18 protein-coding genes are annotated in these 17,705 nt (G+C 65.2%); 11 read left to right on the forward strand and 7 right to left on the reverse strand.

Translation table 11 applies throughout. The annotated features are described in order from the left end of the window. Positions 1–65: 65 nt before the first annotated feature. Positions 66–986 carry a DMT family transporter gene (locus tag HF916_RS21770; RefSeq protein WP_168790882.1) on the forward strand — a complete coding sequence of 307 codons (921 nt, stop codon included), beginning with the start codon at positions 66–68 and terminating at the stop codon, positions 984–986. Positions 987–1,062: 76 nt separating this feature from the next. Here the strand turns inward: HF916_RS21770 and HF916_RS21775 are convergent, their stop codons facing one another. The 3 genes from HF916_RS21775 to HF916_RS21785 all read right to left on the reverse strand — a co-directional run bounded on the left by HF916_RS21775 (position 1,063) and on the right by HF916_RS21785 (position 3,171). After that, positions 1,063–1,359, reverse strand: a complete 297-nt coding sequence (locus HF916_RS21775; protein WP_431311407.1) for a Txe/YoeB family addiction module toxin — start codon at positions 1,357–1,359, stop codon at positions 1,063–1,065. After that, the gene (locus HF916_RS21780) at positions 1,316–1,609 is read right to left on the reverse strand and encodes a type II toxin-antitoxin system Phd/YefM family antitoxin (protein WP_168790884.1); all 294 of its coding nucleotides are present in this window, start codon (positions 1,607–1,609) and stop codon (positions 1,316–1,318) included. The genes HF916_RS21775 and HF916_RS21780 overlap by 44 nt, the downstream gene beginning before the upstream one ends. Positions 1,610–1,872: 263 nt before the next feature. Further along, a complete protein-coding gene (locus HF916_RS21785) occupies positions 1,873–3,171 on the reverse strand; it encodes an MFS transporter (RefSeq protein ID WP_206001836.1) in 1,299 nt (432 codons plus the stop codon). 177 nt (positions 3,172–3,348) lie between these two features. Here HF916_RS21785 and HF916_RS21790 point away from each other — a divergent pair, with 177 nt between their 5' ends. From HF916_RS21790 to mdcH, 8 genes are read left to right on the forward strand one after another with little or no spacing between them, the layout of a single operon-like run. Further along, positions 3,349–4,122 (forward strand): GntR family transcriptional regulator, encoded by a 774-nt coding sequence (locus HF916_RS21790; protein WP_168790886.1) that lies wholly within the window; start codon positions 3,349–3,351, stop codon positions 4,120–4,122. 8 nt (positions 4,123–4,130) lie between these two features. Continuing rightward, entirely contained in the window at positions 4,131–5,813 is a 1,683-nt protein-coding gene (gene mdcA, locus HF916_RS21795; protein WP_168790887.1) for a malonate decarboxylase subunit alpha, read from the forward strand. 2 nt (positions 5,814–5,815) lie between these two features. Beyond that, positions 5,816–6,823, forward strand: a complete 1,008-nt coding sequence (locus HF916_RS21800; protein ID WP_168790888.1) for a triphosphoribosyl-dephospho-CoA synthase — start codon at positions 5,816–5,818, stop codon at positions 6,821–6,823. Then, the gene (locus HF916_RS21805; RefSeq protein WP_168790889.1) at positions 6,811–7,125 is read left to right on the forward strand and encodes a malonate decarboxylase subunit delta; all 315 of its coding nucleotides are present in this window, start codon (positions 6,811–6,813) and stop codon (positions 7,123–7,125) included. The genes HF916_RS21800 and HF916_RS21805 overlap by 13 nt, the downstream gene beginning before the upstream one ends. Continuing rightward, positions 7,122–8,006, forward strand: a complete 885-nt coding sequence (locus HF916_RS21810) for a biotin-independent malonate decarboxylase subunit beta (protein WP_168790890.1) — start codon at positions 7,122–7,124, stop codon at positions 8,004–8,006. The genes HF916_RS21805 and HF916_RS21810 overlap by 4 nt, the downstream gene beginning before the upstream one ends. Beyond that, positions 8,003–8,821 carry a biotin-independent malonate decarboxylase subunit gamma gene (gene mdcE / locus HF916_RS21815; protein ID WP_168790891.1) on the forward strand — a complete coding sequence of 273 codons (819 nt, stop codon included), beginning with the start codon at positions 8,003–8,005 and terminating at the stop codon, positions 8,819–8,821. Before HF916_RS21810 ends, mdcE begins: the two co-directional genes overlap by 4 nt. Then, complete coding sequence (locus HF916_RS21820) at positions 8,821–9,525, forward strand: malonate decarboxylase holo-ACP synthase (RefSeq protein ID WP_168790892.1); 705 nt, start codon at positions 8,821–8,823, stop codon at positions 9,523–9,525. The genes mdcE and HF916_RS21820 overlap by 1 nt, the downstream gene beginning before the upstream one ends. Beyond that, complete coding sequence (mdcH, locus tag HF916_RS21825; RefSeq protein WP_168790893.1) at positions 9,525–10,457, forward strand: malonate decarboxylase subunit epsilon; 933 nt, start codon at positions 9,525–9,527, stop codon at positions 10,455–10,457. Before HF916_RS21820 ends, mdcH begins: the two co-directional genes overlap by 1 nt. Before the next feature lie 29 nt (positions 10,458–10,486). On the opposite strand, the gene HF916_RS21830 is transcribed toward mdcH, so the two are convergent. Next, positions 10,487–11,425: a LysR family transcriptional regulator gene (locus HF916_RS21830; protein WP_168790894.1), complete on the reverse strand. Its 939-nt coding sequence runs from the start codon at positions 11,423–11,425 to the stop codon at positions 10,487–10,489. 183 nt (positions 11,426–11,608) lie between these two features. Here HF916_RS21830 and HF916_RS21835 point away from each other — a divergent pair, with 183 nt between their 5' ends. Both HF916_RS21835 and HF916_RS21840 read left to right on the forward strand, forming a co-directional pair. Then, positions 11,609–12,388 carry a putative hydro-lyase gene (locus HF916_RS21835; protein WP_168790895.1) on the forward strand — a complete coding sequence of 260 codons (780 nt, stop codon included), beginning with the start codon at positions 11,609–11,611 and terminating at the stop codon, positions 12,386–12,388. 66 nt (positions 12,389–12,454) lie between these two features. Continuing rightward, positions 12,455–13,756, forward strand: a complete 1,302-nt coding sequence (locus HF916_RS21840) for an MFS transporter (RefSeq protein WP_168790896.1) — start codon at positions 12,455–12,457, stop codon at positions 13,754–13,756. Positions 13,757–13,772: 16 nt separating this feature from the next. Here the strand turns inward: HF916_RS21840 and yjfF are convergent, their stop codons facing one another. Genes yjfF through HF916_RS21855 form a run of 3 tightly spaced genes read right to left on the reverse strand, consistent with a single transcriptional unit; the run spans position 13,773 to position 17,550 of the window. Next, on the reverse strand, positions 13,773–14,870 hold the full coding sequence (gene yjfF / locus HF916_RS21845; RefSeq protein ID WP_168790897.1) for a galactofuranose ABC transporter, permease protein YjfF: 1,098 nt from the start codon (positions 14,868–14,870) through the stop codon (positions 13,773–13,775). After that, the gene (locus tag HF916_RS21850; protein ID WP_168790898.1) at positions 14,867–15,922 is read right to left on the reverse strand and encodes an ABC transporter permease; all 1,056 of its coding nucleotides are present in this window, start codon (positions 15,920–15,922) and stop codon (positions 14,867–14,869) included. The genes yjfF and HF916_RS21850 overlap by 4 nt, the downstream gene beginning before the upstream one ends. Continuing rightward, positions 15,919–17,550, reverse strand: coding sequence for a sugar ABC transporter ATP-binding protein (locus tag HF916_RS21855; RefSeq protein ID WP_168790899.1), 1,632 nt, complete (start codon positions 17,548–17,550; stop codon positions 15,919–15,921). The genes HF916_RS21850 and HF916_RS21855 overlap by 4 nt, the downstream gene beginning before the upstream one ends. Positions 17,551–17,705: the final 155 nt, after the last annotated feature.

The raw sequence follows: 17,705 nt of genomic DNA on the forward strand, positions 1-17,705 counted from the left end.
ATTCGTTTGTCGATGCCGTGCAAGGCACGCAATACTCGGGACATCACGTTACGGAGCCGTTGCGCATGTCCCTCACCCAACGTCAACACGGCGCCATCACGCTGGCCAGCGTTGGGCTTCTGATGGGCACGCTCGGGATCTTCGTCGAGGAAGCGCGGCTCGGCGCGCTGACGCTCGTATTCTTTCGCTGCCTGTTCGGCTTTCTCTCGCTCGCCGCGTATTGCGCATGGAAAGGCTTCTTCACGCGCGCGCATTTCACGCGACGCACCGTCACGTTGGCGCTGATCACGGGCGTGCTGATGGTCACGCAGTGGGTCGGTTTCTTCGATGCGATTCATCGCACCAGCATCGCGGTTGCAACCGTGGTGTTTCATGTGCAGCCGTTCTGGGTCGTCCTGATCGGCGCGGCGTTGTTCAACGAGCGGCTCGGCATGGACCGGCTCGGCTGGATTGCGGCCGCTTTCGTCGGACTCGTGCTGGCATCGGGCGTCGTGGCCACGGAGAATCTGCAGGGTCATACGAGCTATCTGATCGGCGTCGGCGAAGCGCTGGCGGGCTCGGTGCTGTATGCCAGCGTCACGTTGATCGCCAAAGGGCTCGGCAATTTGCGGCCGCATCTGCTGACGCTCGCGCAGTGCGCGGTCGGCGTCGTGTGCCTGCCGTTGATCGCGCCGCTTACTGCCGTGCATATCGGCCCGATGCAGTGGTTCTGGCTGGTCGGCATGGGCGTGCTGCACACGGGGCTTTCGTATGTGCTGATTTACGGCGCGTTGCCCAAACTGAGCACGCCGATCATCGCCGTGTTGCTGTTCGTGTATCCGCTGACGGCGATCGTGGTCGATGCTGTCGTGTATGGACGGGCGCTGTCGATGCCGCAACTGGCGGGCATGGTGTTGATCGTGGTCGCGAGTCTGGGGGTGAATCTCGGGTGGCCGCTGCTTTCGGTGCTGTGGCCAGGCGGGCGGGCGCGGCGGCAGGTGGAATGAGATTCCGGGGCGTTCGGCTGATGTCGCGGCATCGAACAAAAAACCGGGCGCTGGCGCCCGGTTTTTCTCAGCTTTCTTAGTGGAAGCGACAGGCGATCACGTAGATCTTTCCGTCTCGCGGCAGGTAAACGAGGCGGTCGGCGAGCGTAATACGGCGCGACCACAATCCGCTCAAGCTACCAAGCAGGGCCTCTGGTTTCCCCGTACCACGATAAGGATCGCGCCGGCACTCCTCTAGCAGCGTATTGATCTTGCGCAAGACCTTTCGGTCCGTCTCTTGCCAGTAAAGGTAATCGTCCCACGCGTCGTCGGTGAACATAAAAATGCTGTCAGCCTTTGCGGCCTCCTCGTTGCGGCTTTTGTGTCTGTTCATCGGTCAGCAGTTCGCGCGCAGTCGCACTGCCGGCGTTCAACTGGGCGATAGACCTGGCGAGCCGCTGGGCGTTCTTCGACGAACTCAATAGATACAAGGTCTCCTGCATCGCATTGAAATCCTCGAGCGAAACCATGACCACGTTTTCGCCGGTCTGCCTCGTGATCAGCATGGGGGTGTGATCGCGGCAGACGTCGTCCATCGCTTGCTTAAAGCCGGCACGCGCCTCGCTGTAAGTAAGGACGTTCATCTGTTTTCTCGACTTGAGAGGTTGCCCTCCAGTCGCTCCTGTCAAAAGTTAGGGACGATTCCGCCGCCGAACGACACGGCCGCCTTGCGGGACCGCGCGTTGAGCCGGTGGCCCGGAGCGAAAACGCCTCTGAACCACCGGCGATCATTGTACGGGTTTCTGTACAGATCGGCAAATCTGAAACAGCGGAGAAATACGTCCTCTAACGGATAGAAAGGATGCCCGCTTGCCGTTCCACTCGCCACTCAGCCGAACGGCCAACCTCACTGCGGCAAAACCTCGCCCTTCGTCTCCGGCGCAAACGGAATCACGAACAGGCCGACGATAAACGCGACTGCCGTCCACGCCACCGGCACACCGAGCGTATGCATATGCAGCACCGCCGCGCCGAGCAAAAAGTTGACGCCCGCGCCGACGAACCGCCCGAACGACGTGCAGAACGCGAACGCCGTCGCCCGCACGCGGGTTTCGAACTGCTCCGGCAGCCACAAGCTGAACAGCGCGAAATTGCCGCCGAAGAACCCCAGCACGAAGAGCCACGCAATAAACGGCGCGAGCCCATTCGGCAGGTAAAACGCCCAGCCGAAACTGCCCACGATTGCCAGCGCCATGCCGAGGAAGTAAATCGCCAGCGTCTTCTTGCGGCCGATGCGCTCAGCGAGCGGCGGCAACGCGAGACAACCGAGGATCGTCGCGATCGACAACAACCCCGTGGCCAGCGACGCCGTTCTGATCGCGTCGTTCCTGGCCATGCCGGCCTTGGTCGCCAGCTGAATCACGGCCGACGGCTCGTACACCGCACCCGCCCACAGCCCGATGATGGCGATTGTCAGCAGAATGCACGCGACCCAGGTGCGGCGTCGATAAGCCGGCCCCATGATCTCGCGCAGCGGCTTGGTGCGCACGGTGCGCGCCTCGGCCTTCTCCCACTTCTCCGACTCCTTCACGCGCAGCAGGATCAGAATCGCGACCACCACCGGCACCGCGCCGGTCAGGAACATCGCGCGCCAGCCGTAATGCACGCCGACCGTATAGTTCAGCGCCGCCGCGAGGAAGAACCCGGCGTAGTAGCCCGTTTGCAGATAACCGGCGCCCATCTTGCGACGATCCTCCGGCCATGCCTCGGCCACATAGGTCCCGGCCAGCGCCCACTCGCCGCCAATGCCGACGCCCGCAATAAAGCGATAGATGCCGAGTTCCCACACGTTGTGCGAAGTCGCCGCGAGTCCCGTGAAAATGGCGAACGTGAAAATGGTGCCGGCCAACACCTTGGTGCGGCCGTAGCGGTCCGCAAGCGGCCCCCAGATGAACGACAGCCCCCACCCGACCAGGAACAGCGCGAACAGGATCGAACCGGCCAGGCCGACGTTCGCCGGCGTCGCCGCATACCCCGAGCGCGGCAGCAGTTCGGTCAAGGCCGGCGTCAACACGAGCGCGTAGATGAACGAGTCCATCCCGTCGAGCGTCCAGCCTGCCCACGCTCCCCAAAAACCTGCGATCTGCGAACGATTGAGCGGCGTGCGGCGCCGCGCGACCGGCGTGCGGTCGGTTAGTGAATTCATCATGCTTCTCCGGTCCGACAGTTGGCGTACCTAACGGGAACGACGAGATGGCGCGTTTGTGATGAACCGGGGTGTCCTTGCACATCCGGTCAGCGGACTCTGCAGACAGTACGGTGAAAATTTTTCCGGGTTTGCCCGCGTTTAATTCGTGTATTTTTATATATAATATTTGATATTATGAGCGACGCAATCGATGGTTTTCCCCTGGACGCCCCGGCGCACATCCCGCTTTTACCCGCGGCGGCGCCGCGTGAAAGCACGTCCCGCGTGATCGCGGAGGCGCTGCGTGCGGCGATTGTCGACGGCACGCTGGCGCCCGGCGCGCCGCTGCGGCAGGACGCGATCGCGCGGCATTTTTCAGTCAGCGCAATTCCCGTACGCGAAGCGCTACGTCAGTTAGAGAGCGAGGGCTGGGCCAAAGCGGCCGTGCACAAGGGCGCGACGGTCGCGCCTTTGTCGGCGGAAGAAGCGCGCGAAATCTACGAGATCCGTTCCGCGCTGGAGAGCCTCGCCATCGGGCTCGCGATTCCCAGGCACACGGCCGCCACGTTGCGCGAATCCGCCAGGCTGTGCCGCGCCGCCGAACTCGAGGCGAACCCATCACTGTATGTCGAGCGCAATGCCGCGTTTCACATGAGCCTGTATGCGCCCGCCGCCCGTCCGCAACTCGAGGACATGATCGGCACGCTGCATCGGCGTGGTGAAAGATATCTGCGCCTGAAATTCGGCTTGCCGTCGTACAAGGGCGAGTCCGACAATGAACACGCCGCCCTGCTCGACGCCGTGCAACGCCGCGACATTCCCGCCGCGCAGCAGTTGGTCGTCGCGCATCTGCTGGGCACGGGCGACCTGCTTTATCGTTTCCTCACCGAACGCACGCAGGCCGAAGCCGCGCTTGCGAATCAACCCAAGCCGCGCGGCAGACGCCCGCGCGCCACCACCGGGAGCTGACTAAGCCGATGAACCGACCCGCCGAAGCCGCTGCGTCCGCAGTGTCGACACCCACCGCCGCCCGTTCGTGGACCACCCGTCGCGACGAAAAGAACCGCCGCCTCGCCACTATTGCACCCTGGCTCGAAGACGGCGTGCTGCGGCCGGAGCGCATCGTCGACGCGCTCGAAACGCTGATTCAGCCTGGCGACCGCGTCGCCCTCGAAGGCGACAACCAGAAGCAGGCCGATTTCCTCTCTCGCTCGTTCGCCAAGGTCGATCCGCAGAAGATTCACGACGTGCATCTGTTGATTTCGAGCATCGGCCGCCCTGAGCATCTGACGCTGTTCGAACGCGGCATCGCGCATAAGGTCGACTTCTCGTTTGCCGGCCCGCAAAGCCTGCGGGTCGCGCAACTGCTCGAAGACGGCCAGCTGGAAATCGGCGCGATCTATACGTACGTCGAGTTGTACGCGCGCATGTTCGTGGATCTGACGCCGCACGTCGCGCTGCTGTGCGCGGAAAAGGCCGACCGTCACGGCAATCTGTACACCGGCGCGAATACCGAAGACACGCCTACCATCGCCGAAGCTGCTGCTTTTCGTCATGGCATCGTGATCGTGCAGGTCAACGAGATCGTCGACGAACTACCGCGCGTCGACATTCCCGGGTCATGGGTCGACGTGGTCGTGCAGGCGGACCGGCCGTTCGCCGTCGAGCCGCTATTCACGCGCGATCCGCGCCATATCGGCGACCTGCAGGTGCTCACTGCGATGATGGTGATTCGCGGCATCTACGAGCCCTATGGCGTGACGTCGCTGAATCACGGCATTGGCTTCGACACGGCCGCGATCGAATTGCTGTTGCCCACGTACGGCGAATCGCTCGGCCTGAAGGGCAAGATCTGCCGCAACTGGACGCTTAATCCGCATCCCACCATGATTCCCGCAATCGAATCGGGCTGGGTCGACAGCATCCATTGTTTCGGCAGCGAAGTCGGCATGGAGCCGTATATCGAGGCGCGTCCGGACGTGTTCTTCACCGGCAACGACGGCAGCCTGCGCTCGAACCGCGTGCTGTGCCAACTGGCCGGGCAATACGGCGTCGATCTGTTCATCGGCTCGACCTTGCAGATCGATGCCGACGCGAATTCGTCGACCGTCACGCGCGGGCGTCTTGCCGGGTTCGGCGGTGCGCCGAACATGGGCCACGATCCGCGCGGCCGGCGTCATTCGAGCGAAGCGTGGCTCAAGCTGCTGCGCGATGAGGGCCCGGTGTCGCGTGGCCACAAGCTGGTCGTGCAGATGGCCGAGACCTACAAGAAAGGCGGCGAGCCGACCTTCGTCGATGAACTCGACGCCGTCGCGGTCGGCGCGAAAAGCGGCATGCCGGTTGCGCCCGTGATGATCTACGGCGACGACGTCAGCCATGTGGTCACCGAGGAAGGCATCGCGCATCTGCACAAGGCCGAAGGCATCGACGAACGGCGCGCGGCGATCGCCGCCGTGGCCGGCGTGACGCCGATCGGGCTACGCGCGAAGCCGGAGAAGACGGCGGAGTTGCGCCGGCGCGGCATCGTCGCGTATCCCGAGGATCTCGGCATCCGGCGTGGCGAGGCCAAGCGCTCGCTGCTGGCAGCACGCAGCATCGACGATCTGGTGACGTGGTCGGGCGGCCTGTACGAACCGCCGGCGCGCTTCAGGAGCTGGTGAGCATGGCGCCCGCTGCCTGGCTCGCGCGAGAAGAAGCGCAGGCGCCGTGCGGTCGCGCCGCGCGCGCGACGGCGGTCGATTCGCGAGCCGACGTCACCGGGGTTGCCGACGCCTTTCACGCCACGGCCCGCGCCGCCCACCTCGCGCCCACGCTTTCCGACACACAGTTGGCACGTCACGCCATCACCGCGCTGATCGACGAAGCCCAACTCACGCCCAAGCCCGCGCTAGTCGACCGGCGCGGCAGCGGCGCGCATCGCGACCTCGATCTCGACACCATGCTGCGCTCGGCGCACGCGCTCGAGCCGACCTTCGCGGCGCTCGCACGCGCGGCGCGCCGCCGCGGCGAACCGTCCGCGTTGCTGCGCACCGAACTCGCGCAGATCGGCCGCGCCGGCGAACTGGACATGCTGAACGCCACGGGAGGCAGCAACGCGCATCGCGGCGCGATCTGGATCGTCGGCCTGCTGGTCGCGGGGGCGTCGCTGCCCGCCGGCGCCATGCGTGCGAACGCATCGCGGATCGGCACGCGTGCCGCGCAGATCGCCTGCTTCCCGGATCGCTTCGCCGCGCCTTCCGACAGTCACGGCGAACGCGCACGTCAGCGCTATCAGGTCGGCGGAGCGCGCCGCGAAGCGCAGGACGGTTTCCCGCATGTCGTCGACGTGGGCCTGCCCGCGTTGCTCGCGGCACGTGAGCGAGGCATCGACGAAAACGCCGCGCGCGTCGACGCCCTGCTCTCGATCATGGCCACGCTGGACGACACCTGCCTGCTGCATCGCGCGGGCTTGCCCGGTTTGCACGCCGGACAACACGGCGCGCAACGCGTGCTCGACGCGGGCGGCAGTTCGACGCCCGCGGGCCGCGCCGCGCTCGCCGCGCTCGAACACGACTTGCTAACGCTCAACGCATCGCCCGGCGGCGCAGCCGATCTGCTCGCCGCCACCCTCTTTCTCGACATGCTGGCGCATCACGACGCCGACCGGAGCCCCGACTCATGGAACATCTGACCTTCGACTATCCGGCGCAACGCGCCGTCACGACCCGCGCGCATGTCGGCGTGGTGGGCTCGGGCGATCTGGAAGTGCTGCTCTCGCCCGCCGATCAGGCTAGCGCACTGAACGCGCACGTGGTCGTGCGCACCAGCGTCGACGGCTACAGCCACATCTGGAAAAGCGTGCTCGACCGCTTTTTCACCCGCTACGACGGCGCAGCGCAAATCGAAATCAACGACTTCGGCGCGACGCCCGGCGTGGTCGCGTTGCGGCTCGCGGAAGCCGTCGAAGCCGCCGAACAGGGAGACGACGCATGACTACGGTTGCGACCGCTCATCCCGCGCCGATGCTGCGCGAGAGTTTCATCGAACTGCCGGCGCGTGAGCGCGCCCGCTCGCTGCTGGATGCCGGCACCTTCCGCGAACTGCTCGGCCCGTTCGACAAGATCGAATCGCCGTGGCTGCCGCTGCAGGGCGTCGTCTGCCAGGCGGATGACGGCTGCGTGATCGCGCGCGGCACCATCGACGGCGAACCCGCCGTGGTCGCCGCGATCGAATCCGCGTTCCAGGGCGGCAGCATCGGCGAAGTGTCGGGCAGCAAGATCGCCGCGGCGCTCGAACTGGCCTTGCGCGACTGCGAACGCGGCAAGATCGTGCGGCCTGTCGTGCTGTTCGAAACCGGCGGCGTGCGGCTGCAGGAAGCCAACCTCGGCCTCGCGGTGATCGCGGAGATTCAGGCCGCCATCGTCGCGTTGCGGCGGCATGTGCCGGTGGTCGGTGTGATCGCGGGCATGGTCGGCTGCTTCGGCGGCATGTCGCTGGCGGCTGCGCTGTGTTCGTACCTGGTCGTCACGAAGCAAGGGCGGCTCGGCATGAACGGGCCCGAAGTGATCGAACAGGAAGCCGGCATCGAGGAACTCGATGCCAGCGACCGCCGCCGCGTGTGGCAACTGATCGGTGGCGAACAGCGCACGGCGACGGCGCTCGCCGATCAACTGGTCGACGACGATTCCGACGCGGTGAGCGCCGCCGTGCGTTCCGCGTTCGAGCAAGGCGTGCCGGCCGCGCATCGCAGCGAACAGGTCGACGTGTTTCTGAACCGGCTCGCGCAGATCGATCCCGCCAGCGTTACACCGGAAACCATGCGTGACGTATTCAACCGTCACGCGCAAAACGAATCGCGCAAGGAGCAAGCATGAGCGACGCACAACTTAGCCGCGGCGCGCGCTGGTTCCAGGCACTGGCCGGCGAATCGGTCAGCCCGGCGCCCGTGTTGAGCGGCGACGCCCCACTCGGCGGCGAGACCGCGCACTTCTTCTCGGTCGTGCCCGATCCCGCCAACCGCTTTCCGCGCGCGACCGATAACGTGGTCGGCCTCGAACAGGGCTGGCGGCTCGCGCGCGCCGTGCGCGACGCCATTGCGCAGGACGAAGCGAGCGGCACGCGCCGCCCGATCGTCGCGATCGTCGACGTGAAAAGCCAGGCGTACGGCTATCGCGAGGAGATGCTCGGCATTCACCTCGCCTGCGCCGCGGCCGTCGATGCCTACGCCGCCGCACGCGACGCCGGTCATCCGGTGATCGCGCTGATCGTCGGACCGGCCATGTCGGGCGCCTTCCTCGCGCACGGCTATCAGGCCAACCGCATCGTCGCGCTCGACGCGCCCGGCACCATGGTTCACGCGATGGGCAAGGAAGCCGCCGCGCGCGTCACGCGCCGCACGGTCGAAGCCCTCGACGCGCTCGGCGAAACCATCGTGCCGATGTCTTACTCGATGGCGTCGTTCGCCAAACTCGGCCTGCTCGATCAGTTGATCGACGGCGTCGATGCCGATGCGCCGGACGCCGCGCAGATCGAGCGCGTGCGCCAGGTGTTGAGCGAGCAGATTCGCAGCGTACGCGACGATGGCCGCCGCAATCTCGCGCATCGACTGGAGTCGGCGGCGGCGCAGAAGAATCGCGCGGCGTCGATCGAAGTGCGCCGGCGTCTCGCCGAACAATGGGATGCCGTGTGATGCGAGTCTGTGCCGCGCCGCCGTTTGCAATCGACCACGCGTTGTCGTGCGATGCACGATGGCGGCCGCACGACTTGCTGCGTCTGCAACGCTTGCAAGCGTTTGATAATGAACCGGCGTGGGTGCGCGAGGCGTTCGGGCGCGCGCCGTATGCGGTCGTCCGACGCGCGCTGGCGGCCGACGGGTTCGTCGCGATCGGTATGCGCGGCGTCGGGCGGTCGGAGCGTTACGGTACGTGGGCATCGTCAGCGGATGTGGTGAGCGCCGTGTCGCCGGAGGCGCTCGCTTTTTCACGCACGCCACTCGCCGGCCGTGATGCATTGCCGGCCTTCGCCGCGCTCGCCGCGTTGCAAAGCGACGCGACCGGCCCGTTGAATGTATTCGTCTGGGGACCGACCGGCAGCGCCGGTTTCGAACTGGCGGCGCAGGTGCCGACGGTGACACCATCGAGCGACCTCGACCTGCTTATCCGCACGCAGGAAAACCCGCTCACACGAAACCTCGCGATCGAATTGCTGGCCTATCTGCAAGCGCTCGCGCAACGCGTCGGCGTTCGCGTGGACGTGCAACTCGACACGCCCGCCGGCGGCGTGGCGCTGGCCGAGTGGGCCGCGGGCACACCGCGTGTGCTGGCACGTCACGAGCGTGGCCCACAACTGATCGCCGATCCCTGGGCCGCCGCGTCTCATGGCGACGACGCCTGATGCTCGCGCTGCTTTTCCCCGGCCAGGGCGCGCAGACCGATGGCTTCCTGCATCGTCTGCCGGAGCATCATGCGGTGCGCGACACGCTCGAGGAAGCGTCGCAAGTGCTCGGCGTCGATGTGCTCACACTGGACACGCCGGACGCCTTGCGCTCGACCGTCGCCGTGCAGATCGGCTTGACGGTCGCAGGCGTGGCGCTCGCGCGCGCGCTCGCTGCTGAACGGTTCGTGCCGGAGATCAGCGCGGGATTATCGATCGGCGCGTACCCGGCGGCGGTGAGCTGCGGCGCGATTCACTTCAAAGACGCGCTGAAAATGGTTCGCCGCCGGGCCGAACTGACGGAGACCGCGTACCCATCCGGCTACGGTCTCGCCGCGATATCGGGTTTGACCGAGTATCAAGTGGAAACGCTCGTTGCGCGCCACGCCGATGAAGTCGAGCAGCATGTCTATATCGGCAATGTGAACGCGCCGCGCCAGATTGTCATAGCGGGCGCAAATGCCGCATTGGACGCCTTCATAAAACGCGCGCTGGCCGCGGGCGCGCGCAAGGCCACTCGCCTCGCGGTGAGCGTGCCGTCGCATTGCGAACTGCTCGCGCAAGCCACGGACGAGCTGATCGCCTATGCAAAGGACGTGCCCTTCCAAGCGCCGCAAAGCATCTATGTCGGCAATCGCGGCGGCCGTCCGCTGTATACGGCGGACGCGATCCGCGACGACCTCGCGACCAATATGCGCTATACCGTGCGCTGGTTCGACGCGCTCACGGTCATGCAGGAAATGGGCGCGCACGTGCTGATCGAAGCGCCGCCGGGCCAGGTGTTGACCGACATCGCGCGCGAATACCTGCCGGAGACCGCCGCGCTCGCAGCCAGCACTTTCTCGTTCGATCGACTCGTGGCCACCGCGCAACGGCGTCTCGATACGAACTGAATGAGCCGATTCGGGTTCGTCAGCATGCCTCAGCGTTTCTCGATCAACTGCCGCCCCATCGCCCTCGCATACTGATCGCACGCATTCCGCGCGACACGCGATGCCGCGAGCACGCCGACATCGGCATCGTCACGGTAATACATCGCGACGTCGATCGGCGGCGGCAACGGGCGCACCTGCAATTGCCCCAGTTCACCATTGCTCAGATAAGGCTCGACAAATAGCGCGGGCACCGCCGCGATTCCATAGCCGTCGCGCAGCAGTTTCACGATCACCGCGACCGACGGCATGCAGGTCACCTGGGTCTGCGCGAGCGGCACACCGGCGCGTTTTGCGAGCGCCTGCACAATCGCGTCGACGGCGACTTGCGGCGCGGTGCCACGGCCGAACGTCAGTACGGGTTTGCTCAACACCGTCTGCACGTGTTTCGCGCGGCTGGCCGGAATCAGATCGCTGCGAGCGATCCAGCGCACGGGATAGCTCGCCAATAAGGTCGACACGATCGACGCCTCATGCTCGCCGGTTTCCTCCACCTGAATCACCAGGTCCAGTTCGCCCGCCCGCAAACGCGGTCCGAGTATCGCGCTCGAATCCACCGTGAGATCCACGACGATACGGTTGTACTCGAGGTTCAGCATCCGGATGTAGTCCGGCAGCCAGCTATGCACCACCGTTTCGATCACGCCGAGGCGCAAACGCGTCGCCACTTGCGTCTCGTCCTGCGCGGCCAGTTGCAGCGAGCGCGTGGCCTGCACCACCGAGCGCGCATGCGCGAGCAGCCGCTCGCCATTCGCGGTGAGCTGAAATTCCGCGGCATCGCGCTCGATCAACTCGACGCCCAACTCCGCTTCGAGTGTCTTGATGCGCAGTGAAATCGCCGCGGGCGTCGCGTGCATGGCGGCGGCGGTCGCGCGAAAACTGCCCAGGCGGGCAAGCGTCAGAAACGTTTCGACAAAGCGGGTGTTCACGGCGGAGTTCTCTCAACAGCGACGGATGCACGCGATCATCGCCATAAACGAGTCGCTGCGCCGTTAAGTTTAATTTAACGAAACGCAATAAAAACTCGCTGGATGGATATTTTTGACGTTACTAATCTGGCTTGCATCGCTGAAGTTTTTCAGCCACGCGATCTACCTGGAGCCGAGCAGTCCATGTCCTACACGCCATCCGAGTTTCGTCAGCAGATACGCAGCCGCCGTCTGTCCGGTCCCACCGCGGGCTATTGCGGCGGCTATGCGCAAGCCAATCTCGCCATCCTGCCCAAACAGCACGCCGACGATTTCCTGCGCTTCTGCACGCTGAATCCGAAAGCGTGTCCGCTGCTAGGCATCGGTGAACCGGGCGACTGGCGCATGCCCGCGCTCGGTGCCGATCTCGACATCCGCAACGACGTGCCGGCGTTTTATGTGTATCGGCATGGCGAGCGCGCCGAAGAAGTGCGCAGTCTCGACGAACTGTGGCGCGACGACCTGGTGGTGTTCGCGATCGGCTGCTCGTTTTCTTTCGAAGAGATGTTGCGGCGCGAAGGCATCGCGCTGCGGCATATCGAACAGCAGGTCAATGTGCCGATGTATCGCACCCGCGAACGCAATGTGGCGGCCGGCGTGTTCGGCGGCAATCGCGTCGTGTCGATGCGGCCGATGAAAGCCGCCGACGCCATCCGCGCGATCCAGATCACCAGCCGTTTTCCCGCCGTGCACGGCGCGCCGGTTCATATCGGCGATCCGTCGCTGATCGGCATTCGCGATCTGGCGCGTCCCGATTTCGGCGATGCCGTCGAAGTGCGCAGCGACGAACTGCCCGTGTTCTGGGCTTGCGGTGTCACACCGCAAGCCGCCATCGAAAGCGCGCGTCTGCCGTTCGCGATCGCGCACAAACCTGGACACATGCTCGTCACCGACATTCCCAACACCACGCTGGCGGTGCTGTAGCCGCAGCGTTTGTCCTCAACACCCGCCGTGCGACGAGACGCGGCCAACGACGACCGGAGTGCAAGCATGGAAACCGAAGCGCAGTTGACCGCCGACGCCGAGCATTATGGCGAGTCCGGTGCAGGACAAGGCCCGTTCGCGTGGTATCGGCAAATCTCCGCCAGTGAGAAGCGCGCCTTCTGGAGTTGCAAGATCGGCTACGTGCTGGACGCCATGGACACGCAGTTCCTGAGCTTCGTGATTCCGACGCTGATCGCGACGTGGGGCATCACGCGCGGCGACGCCGGTCTGATCGGCACCGTCACGCTGCTGAGTTCGGCGCTCGGCGGCTGGGCTGCCGGCGTACTGTCGGATCGCATCGGCCGGGTGAAGACCTTGCAGATCACGATTCTCTGGTTCGCGGTGTTTACGCTGGCTTGCGCGCTGGCGCAGAATTTCTCGCAATTGCTGTGGGCGCGCGGGCTGATGGGCCTCGGCTTCGGCGGCGAGTGGACGGCGGGCGCGGTGCTGATCGGCGAAGTGATCCGCGCGCGCGATCGCGGTAAGGCAGTAGGACTCGTGCAGGCGGGCTGGGCGATCGGCTGGGGCATCTCGACGTTGCTCTTCATGGCCGTGTTCTCGCTGGTGCCCGCCGATTACGCGTGGCGCGTGCTGTTCGCGATCGGGATTGCGCCGGCACCGTTCGTGATCTGGATCCGCCGCTTCGTCGATGAGCCCGAGGTGCATCGGCAGCAGAAAGCGGCACAGGCCGCCACGCAAACGCGCACTTCGCTGCTCGATATTTTCCGTGGCGAGATCGTCTGGACGACACTGCGCGCGTCCGTGCTGGCCACCGGTGTGCAGGGCGGCTACTACGCGGTGACCACGTGGCTGCCGACGTATCTGAAAACCGAACGGCATCTGAGCGTGATCGGCACCGGGAGCTATCTGGGCGTGGTGATCGTTGGTTCGTATTGCGGCTATCTGACGGGCGCTTATGTCAGCGACCGAATCGGCCGCAAGCGCGCCTTCATCGCGTTTGCATTGGCGTCGTGCGCGATTGCGTTGATCTACACGCAACTGCCGCTCGACAATCTCTGGATGCTCGTGCTCGGTTTCCCGCTAGGCTTCTGCGCGTCCGGCATTTTTTCCGGCATGGGCGCGTTCCTCACCGAACTGTTTCCCACGCGGATTCGCGGCTCCGGTCAGGGCTTCTGCTACAACTTCGGACGAGCGGCCGGCGCGACGTTTCCGTTCCTGATCGGCTACGTCTCGCAAACGATGACGCTCGGCCACGCGATCGGCGTGTTCGCAGCGGCGGCGTACGGCATCGTGATCCTCGCCGCGTTGACGCTGCCTGAAACCAAAGGACGGCAGCTCAGCGCTTAAGGCATCGTGGCAGCGCTCACGCCTGTTCGGGCGCGCGTCCGATCACATGCGAATCCGACGCCGTCGATCCATCCGCATGACCACGTTCGCGTCCCGCGGTCACGACCGCGCCGGTGCCACCCGGACGTCCCACTGATTTGGCATGACGCTCGATCAACCGTTGCAACAGGCAGAACGCGCAAAGCAAGGCGCCGATCACGATGCGGGTCCACCACGAACTGAGCGTGCCGTCGAAGGTGATCAGCGCCTGGATCGTGCCGAGAATGCCGACGCCGAACAGCGAGCCGATCACATAGCCGACGCCGCCCGTCAGCAGCGTGCCGCCGATCACGGTCGCCGCGATCGCGTCGAGTTCCATGCCCTGCCCTTGCAAGCCGTAGCCCGACAACACATAGAACGTGAAGACCGCGCCGCCGAGCGCCGAACAGAAGCCGCTCAGCGCATACACGCCGATGCGCGTGTGCGCCACCGGCAAGCCCATCAGCAAAGCCGAGCGCGCGTTGCCGCCGATCGCGTAGACATTGCGGCCGAAGCGCGTGAAATGCGCCACAAAGATCGCGGCCAGCAGTGTGACGAACGCGATCAGCACATTCGCCGTCACCGAACCTACGCCGATGTCGAGACGAAACGCCGAAATCTTCTGGAACGTCGGATCGGTGATGGTGATCGACTGGGTCGTGATCAGAAAGCACAAGCCGCGCGCGAAGAACATACCGGCCAGCGTGACGATAAACGCCTGCAAGCGGAAGAAGTGGATCAACGCGCCCTGCACCGCACCGAACACCGTGCCCATCAGCAGCACGGTCGGCAGGATCACCCAGACCGGCCAATGCAGATGTTCCGACAGCACCGCCTCGACGATTGTTGTCAGCGCGACGACCGAACCCACCGACAGGTCGATGCCGCCGGACACGATCACGAACGTCATGCCGATTGCCACGATCAGCAGGAACGCGTTGTCGACCAGCAGATCGAGCAGCACTTGCCACGAGAAGAAACCGGTGTACATCACCGAGCCGAATCCGAACAGCGCGCAGAACAGCAGGATCGTCACGGCGATCGGCAGCGTGCGCGGATCGACGATATGAGCCCAGGCTTCGAGGATGCGTCTCATCGCGCCACCCCGCGTTGCTTGATGACGGACATGCGGACCGACCTGCCGAACGACATGGCGAGTCCACGCGCCGTCGGCGACTGGATCACGCTCACCGCGAGCACCACGGCCGCCTTGACGACGAGCGTGGCCTCCGGCGGCACGCCGATCGAATAGGTGGTGTAGGTCAGCGTCTGGATGATCAGTGCGCCCAGCACCGTCCCCGCAAGGCTGAAGCGGCCGCCGAGCAGCGAGGTGCCGCCGAGTGTCACCGCGAGGATCGCATCGAGTTCGAGCAGTAGGCCCGCATTGTTGCCGTCGGCGCTGCGCACGTTCGAGCTGATGAGAATGCCCGCCATTGCCGCGGTCAATCCCGAGAACCCGTACACCGCGAAGACGAGCGCCTTGGAGCGCAAGCCGACCAGGCGCGTGGCGACCGGATTGACGCCTATCGCGCGAATGAACAGCCCGAGCGCGGTGCCTTCGACGAGCGCGGCGGTCGCCAGCACCGCCGCCGTGGCGATCCACACCGAGCACGGCACGCCGAGCCAGTAACCACCTCCTACAAATAGATAGCCGGGCGCGCCGATCGGAATGATCTGTCCCGCTGTCAGCAATTGCGCGATGCCGCGTCCGGCGACCATCAGGATCAAGGTGGCGATGATTGGCTGCATGCCAACGAAGGACACCAGCAAGCCATTCCACATGCCGCTCAGCACACCGACGATCAACGCCGCCAGCAGTGCCTGCGCAATGAGTCCACCGGTCGGCAGCGGCTGGGTCGCCAGTATCGTGGCCGCGGCGGCGCCCGCGATCGCCACCACCGCGCCGACCGAAATGTCGATGCCGCGTGTCGCGATCACGAGCGTCATGCCGGTGGCGACGAGCACCAGCGGCGCGGCACGATTCAGCACATCGATCGGCGCGCCGAACAGATGACCGTCGAGCATGCGCAGCGACAGGAAATGCGGATTGACCCACAGGTTCAGCCCGCACAACAACACCAAGGTGACGCACGGCCAGATCAACGGACGCTCGGCGCCGTCGCGCACGAACCAGTTCGATAGCTTCATTCGCCGCTCCCCGCGATGAGTCGATAGATATTGTCTTCGTTTGACGCTTTGCCCACCACTTCGGCGATCTTGCGACGGTCGCGCAACACCACCACGCGATGACTGACGCGTAGCACCTCGCTAATCTCCGACGAAATGAACAGGATGCTCAACCCGCTCGCGCATAGCGCCAGCAGACGATCCATGATGTCGAACTTGGCCGCGACGTCGATGCCGCGCGTCGGTTCGTCCAGGATCAGCAGCTTGGGGTCGGTGGCGAGCCAGCGCGCCAGCAGCGCTTTCTGCTGATTGCCGCCGGACAGCAGGCCGATCGGCTGTTCCGCATCCGACGTCTTGATGCCGAGCCGCTCGATCCATAGATCGGCCAGTTCACGCGCGCGTTGCCGGTTGATCTTGCGCCACCAGCCACGCCGCGCCTGCAACGCCAGCAGGATGTTCTCGCGGATCGACAGTTCGGCGACGATGCCCTCTTTCTTGCGGTCTTCCGCGCAATAGCCGATGCCGTGGCGCACCGCGTCGCGCGGCGAACGCAGCCGCACGGGGCGGCCCTCCACCAGAATCGTGCCGCTGTCGGCACGGTCTGCTCCGAACAACAGCCGCGCGGTTTCCGTGCGGCCCGAGCCGAGCAAACCGGCAAGGCCGAGGATCTGACCCGGCTGCACGTCGAGGTCGATCGGCTGCATCGTGCCGCGCCGTCCGACACCGCGCAACTCGACGAACGGCTGGACGGCCTGCGCGGCTTGCGGCCCTTCATGGACGTCGTGCCCTTCATGCGCGGCTTCGCGCAAACGCGCGCTCATGCGCTCGTGGCCGACCATCTTCGACACGAGTTGATCGGCCGGCAGGTCACGTGCGAGATATTCGCCTTCGCGCTCGCCATTGCGCATCACCGTAATACGATCGGAAATGGCGTACGTCTGCTCGATGAAGTGCGTGACGAACAGAATCGCAATACCCGATTGCTTAAGATGGCGAAGTATTTTGAAAAGCTGGCTCACTTCGCCGTCGTCGAGGCTCGAGGTCGGTTCGTCGAGGATCAGGACGCGCGCGTCGACCGAAAGCGCCCGCGCGATGGCCACCATCTGCTGCACGGCGATCGGATAGGCGTCGAGCGAACGGGTGACGTCGAGTGTCACGTCGAGGCGCGCCAGCGCGGCTTGGGCGCGCCGCTTGATGTCGGGCCAGTCGATCGCGCCGAAGCGCCTCGGCTGCCGGCCCGCGAAAATGTTCTCTGCCACGGAGAGATTCGGGCACAGGTTCACTTCCTGATACAGCGTGCGCACGCCGGCCGCTTCGGCTTCCTGCGGCGAGGCGAACGCCACCAACTCGCCACAGAGGCGGATCGTGCCGGCGTCCGGCGCCAACACACCGGTGAGCACATTGATCAAAGTGGATTTGCCCGCGCCGTTCTGCCCCATCAGCGTGTGAATCTCGCCGGGGAACAGGCGAAAATCGACCCGCTGCAGCGCCTTCACGCCCGGGAATGTCTTGCTGACGCCGGCGGTGGCGAGAATGGGTTCGAGTGCGTTCGTGGTGCCGTCGGCATGGGTTGCGCCGCCGGCAGTCGCGCCAGTGGCACCCGCGGTGTCGCCAGCTGGCGGATTCGGTTCGGAAGCGGGATGCGTCATAGGCCTCGCTCGGTCGGCGGTGCGTGGTTCGGCGGCCTCCAGCGGCCTCAAGCCGGCAGTGCGCGGAAAAGAGGCCGCCCGCTGCCCAAGCAGTCGGACGGCCAGGCACCACTGGAGAAACCTTTTTCGATCCGTCGGTACTGCGCTTCCCTGTT

The organism is Paraburkholderia aromaticivorans (assembly GCF_012689525.1).
Lineage (GTDB): Bacteria > Pseudomonadota > Gammaproteobacteria > Burkholderiales > Burkholderiaceae > Paraburkholderia > Paraburkholderia aromaticivorans_A.

Excerpts from the sequence above, each read along its gene's own strand:
- mdcA (WP_168790887.1), top strand. The coding sequence starts at position 4,131 with ATGAACCGACCCGCCGAAGCCGCTGCGTCCGCAGTGTCGACACCCACC.
- HF916_RS21785 (WP_206001836.1), bottom strand. The coding sequence starts at position 3,171 with ATGAATTCACTAACCGACCGCACGCCGGTCGCGCGGCGCCGCACGCCG.
- HF916_RS21780 (WP_168790884.1), bottom strand. The coding sequence starts at position 1,609 with ATGAACGTCCTTACTTACAGCGAGGCGCGTGCCGGCTTTAAGCAAGCG.
- HF916_RS21805 (WP_168790889.1), top strand. The coding sequence starts at position 6,811 with ATGGAACATCTGACCTTCGACTATCCGGCGCAACGCGCCGTCACGACC.
- HF916_RS21840 (WP_168790896.1), top strand. The coding sequence starts at position 12,455 with ATGGAAACCGAAGCGCAGTTGACCGCCGACGCCGAGCATTATGGCGAG.
- HF916_RS21820 (WP_168790892.1), top strand. The coding sequence starts at position 8,821 with ATGCGAGTCTGTGCCGCGCCGCCGTTTGCAATCGACCACGCGTTGTCG.
- HF916_RS21790 (WP_168790886.1), top strand. The coding sequence starts at position 3,349 with ATGAGCGACGCAATCGATGGTTTTCCCCTGGACGCCCCGGCGCACATC.
- HF916_RS21855 (WP_168790899.1), bottom strand. The coding sequence starts at position 17,550 with ATGACGCATCCCGCTTCCGAACCGAATCCGCCAGCTGGCGACACCGCG.
- yjfF (WP_168790897.1), bottom strand. The coding sequence starts at position 14,870 with ATGAGACGCATCCTCGAAGCCTGGGCTCATATCGTCGATCCGCGCACG.
- HF916_RS21800 (WP_168790888.1), top strand. The coding sequence starts at position 5,816 with ATGGCGCCCGCTGCCTGGCTCGCGCGAGAAGAAGCGCAGGCGCCGTGC.
- mdcE (WP_168790891.1), top strand. The coding sequence starts at position 8,003 with ATGAGCGACGCACAACTTAGCCGCGGCGCGCGCTGGTTCCAGGCACTG.
- mdcH (WP_168790893.1), top strand. The coding sequence starts at position 9,525 with ATGCTCGCGCTGCTTTTCCCCGGCCAGGGCGCGCAGACCGATGGCTTC.
- HF916_RS21770 (WP_168790882.1), top strand. The coding sequence starts at position 66 with ATGTCCCTCACCCAACGTCAACACGGCGCCATCACGCTGGCCAGCGTT.
- HF916_RS21810 (WP_168790890.1), top strand. The coding sequence starts at position 7,122 with ATGACTACGGTTGCGACCGCTCATCCCGCGCCGATGCTGCGCGAGAGT.
- HF916_RS21850 (WP_168790898.1), bottom strand. The coding sequence starts at position 15,922 with ATGAAGCTATCGAACTGGTTCGTGCGCGACGGCGCCGAGCGTCCGTTG.
- HF916_RS21775 (WP_431311407.1), bottom strand. The coding sequence starts at position 1,359 with ATGAACAGACACAAAAGCCGCAACGAGGAGGCCGCAAAGGCTGACAGC.
- HF916_RS21835 (WP_168790895.1), top strand. The coding sequence starts at position 11,609 with ATGTCCTACACGCCATCCGAGTTTCGTCAGCAGATACGCAGCCGCCGT.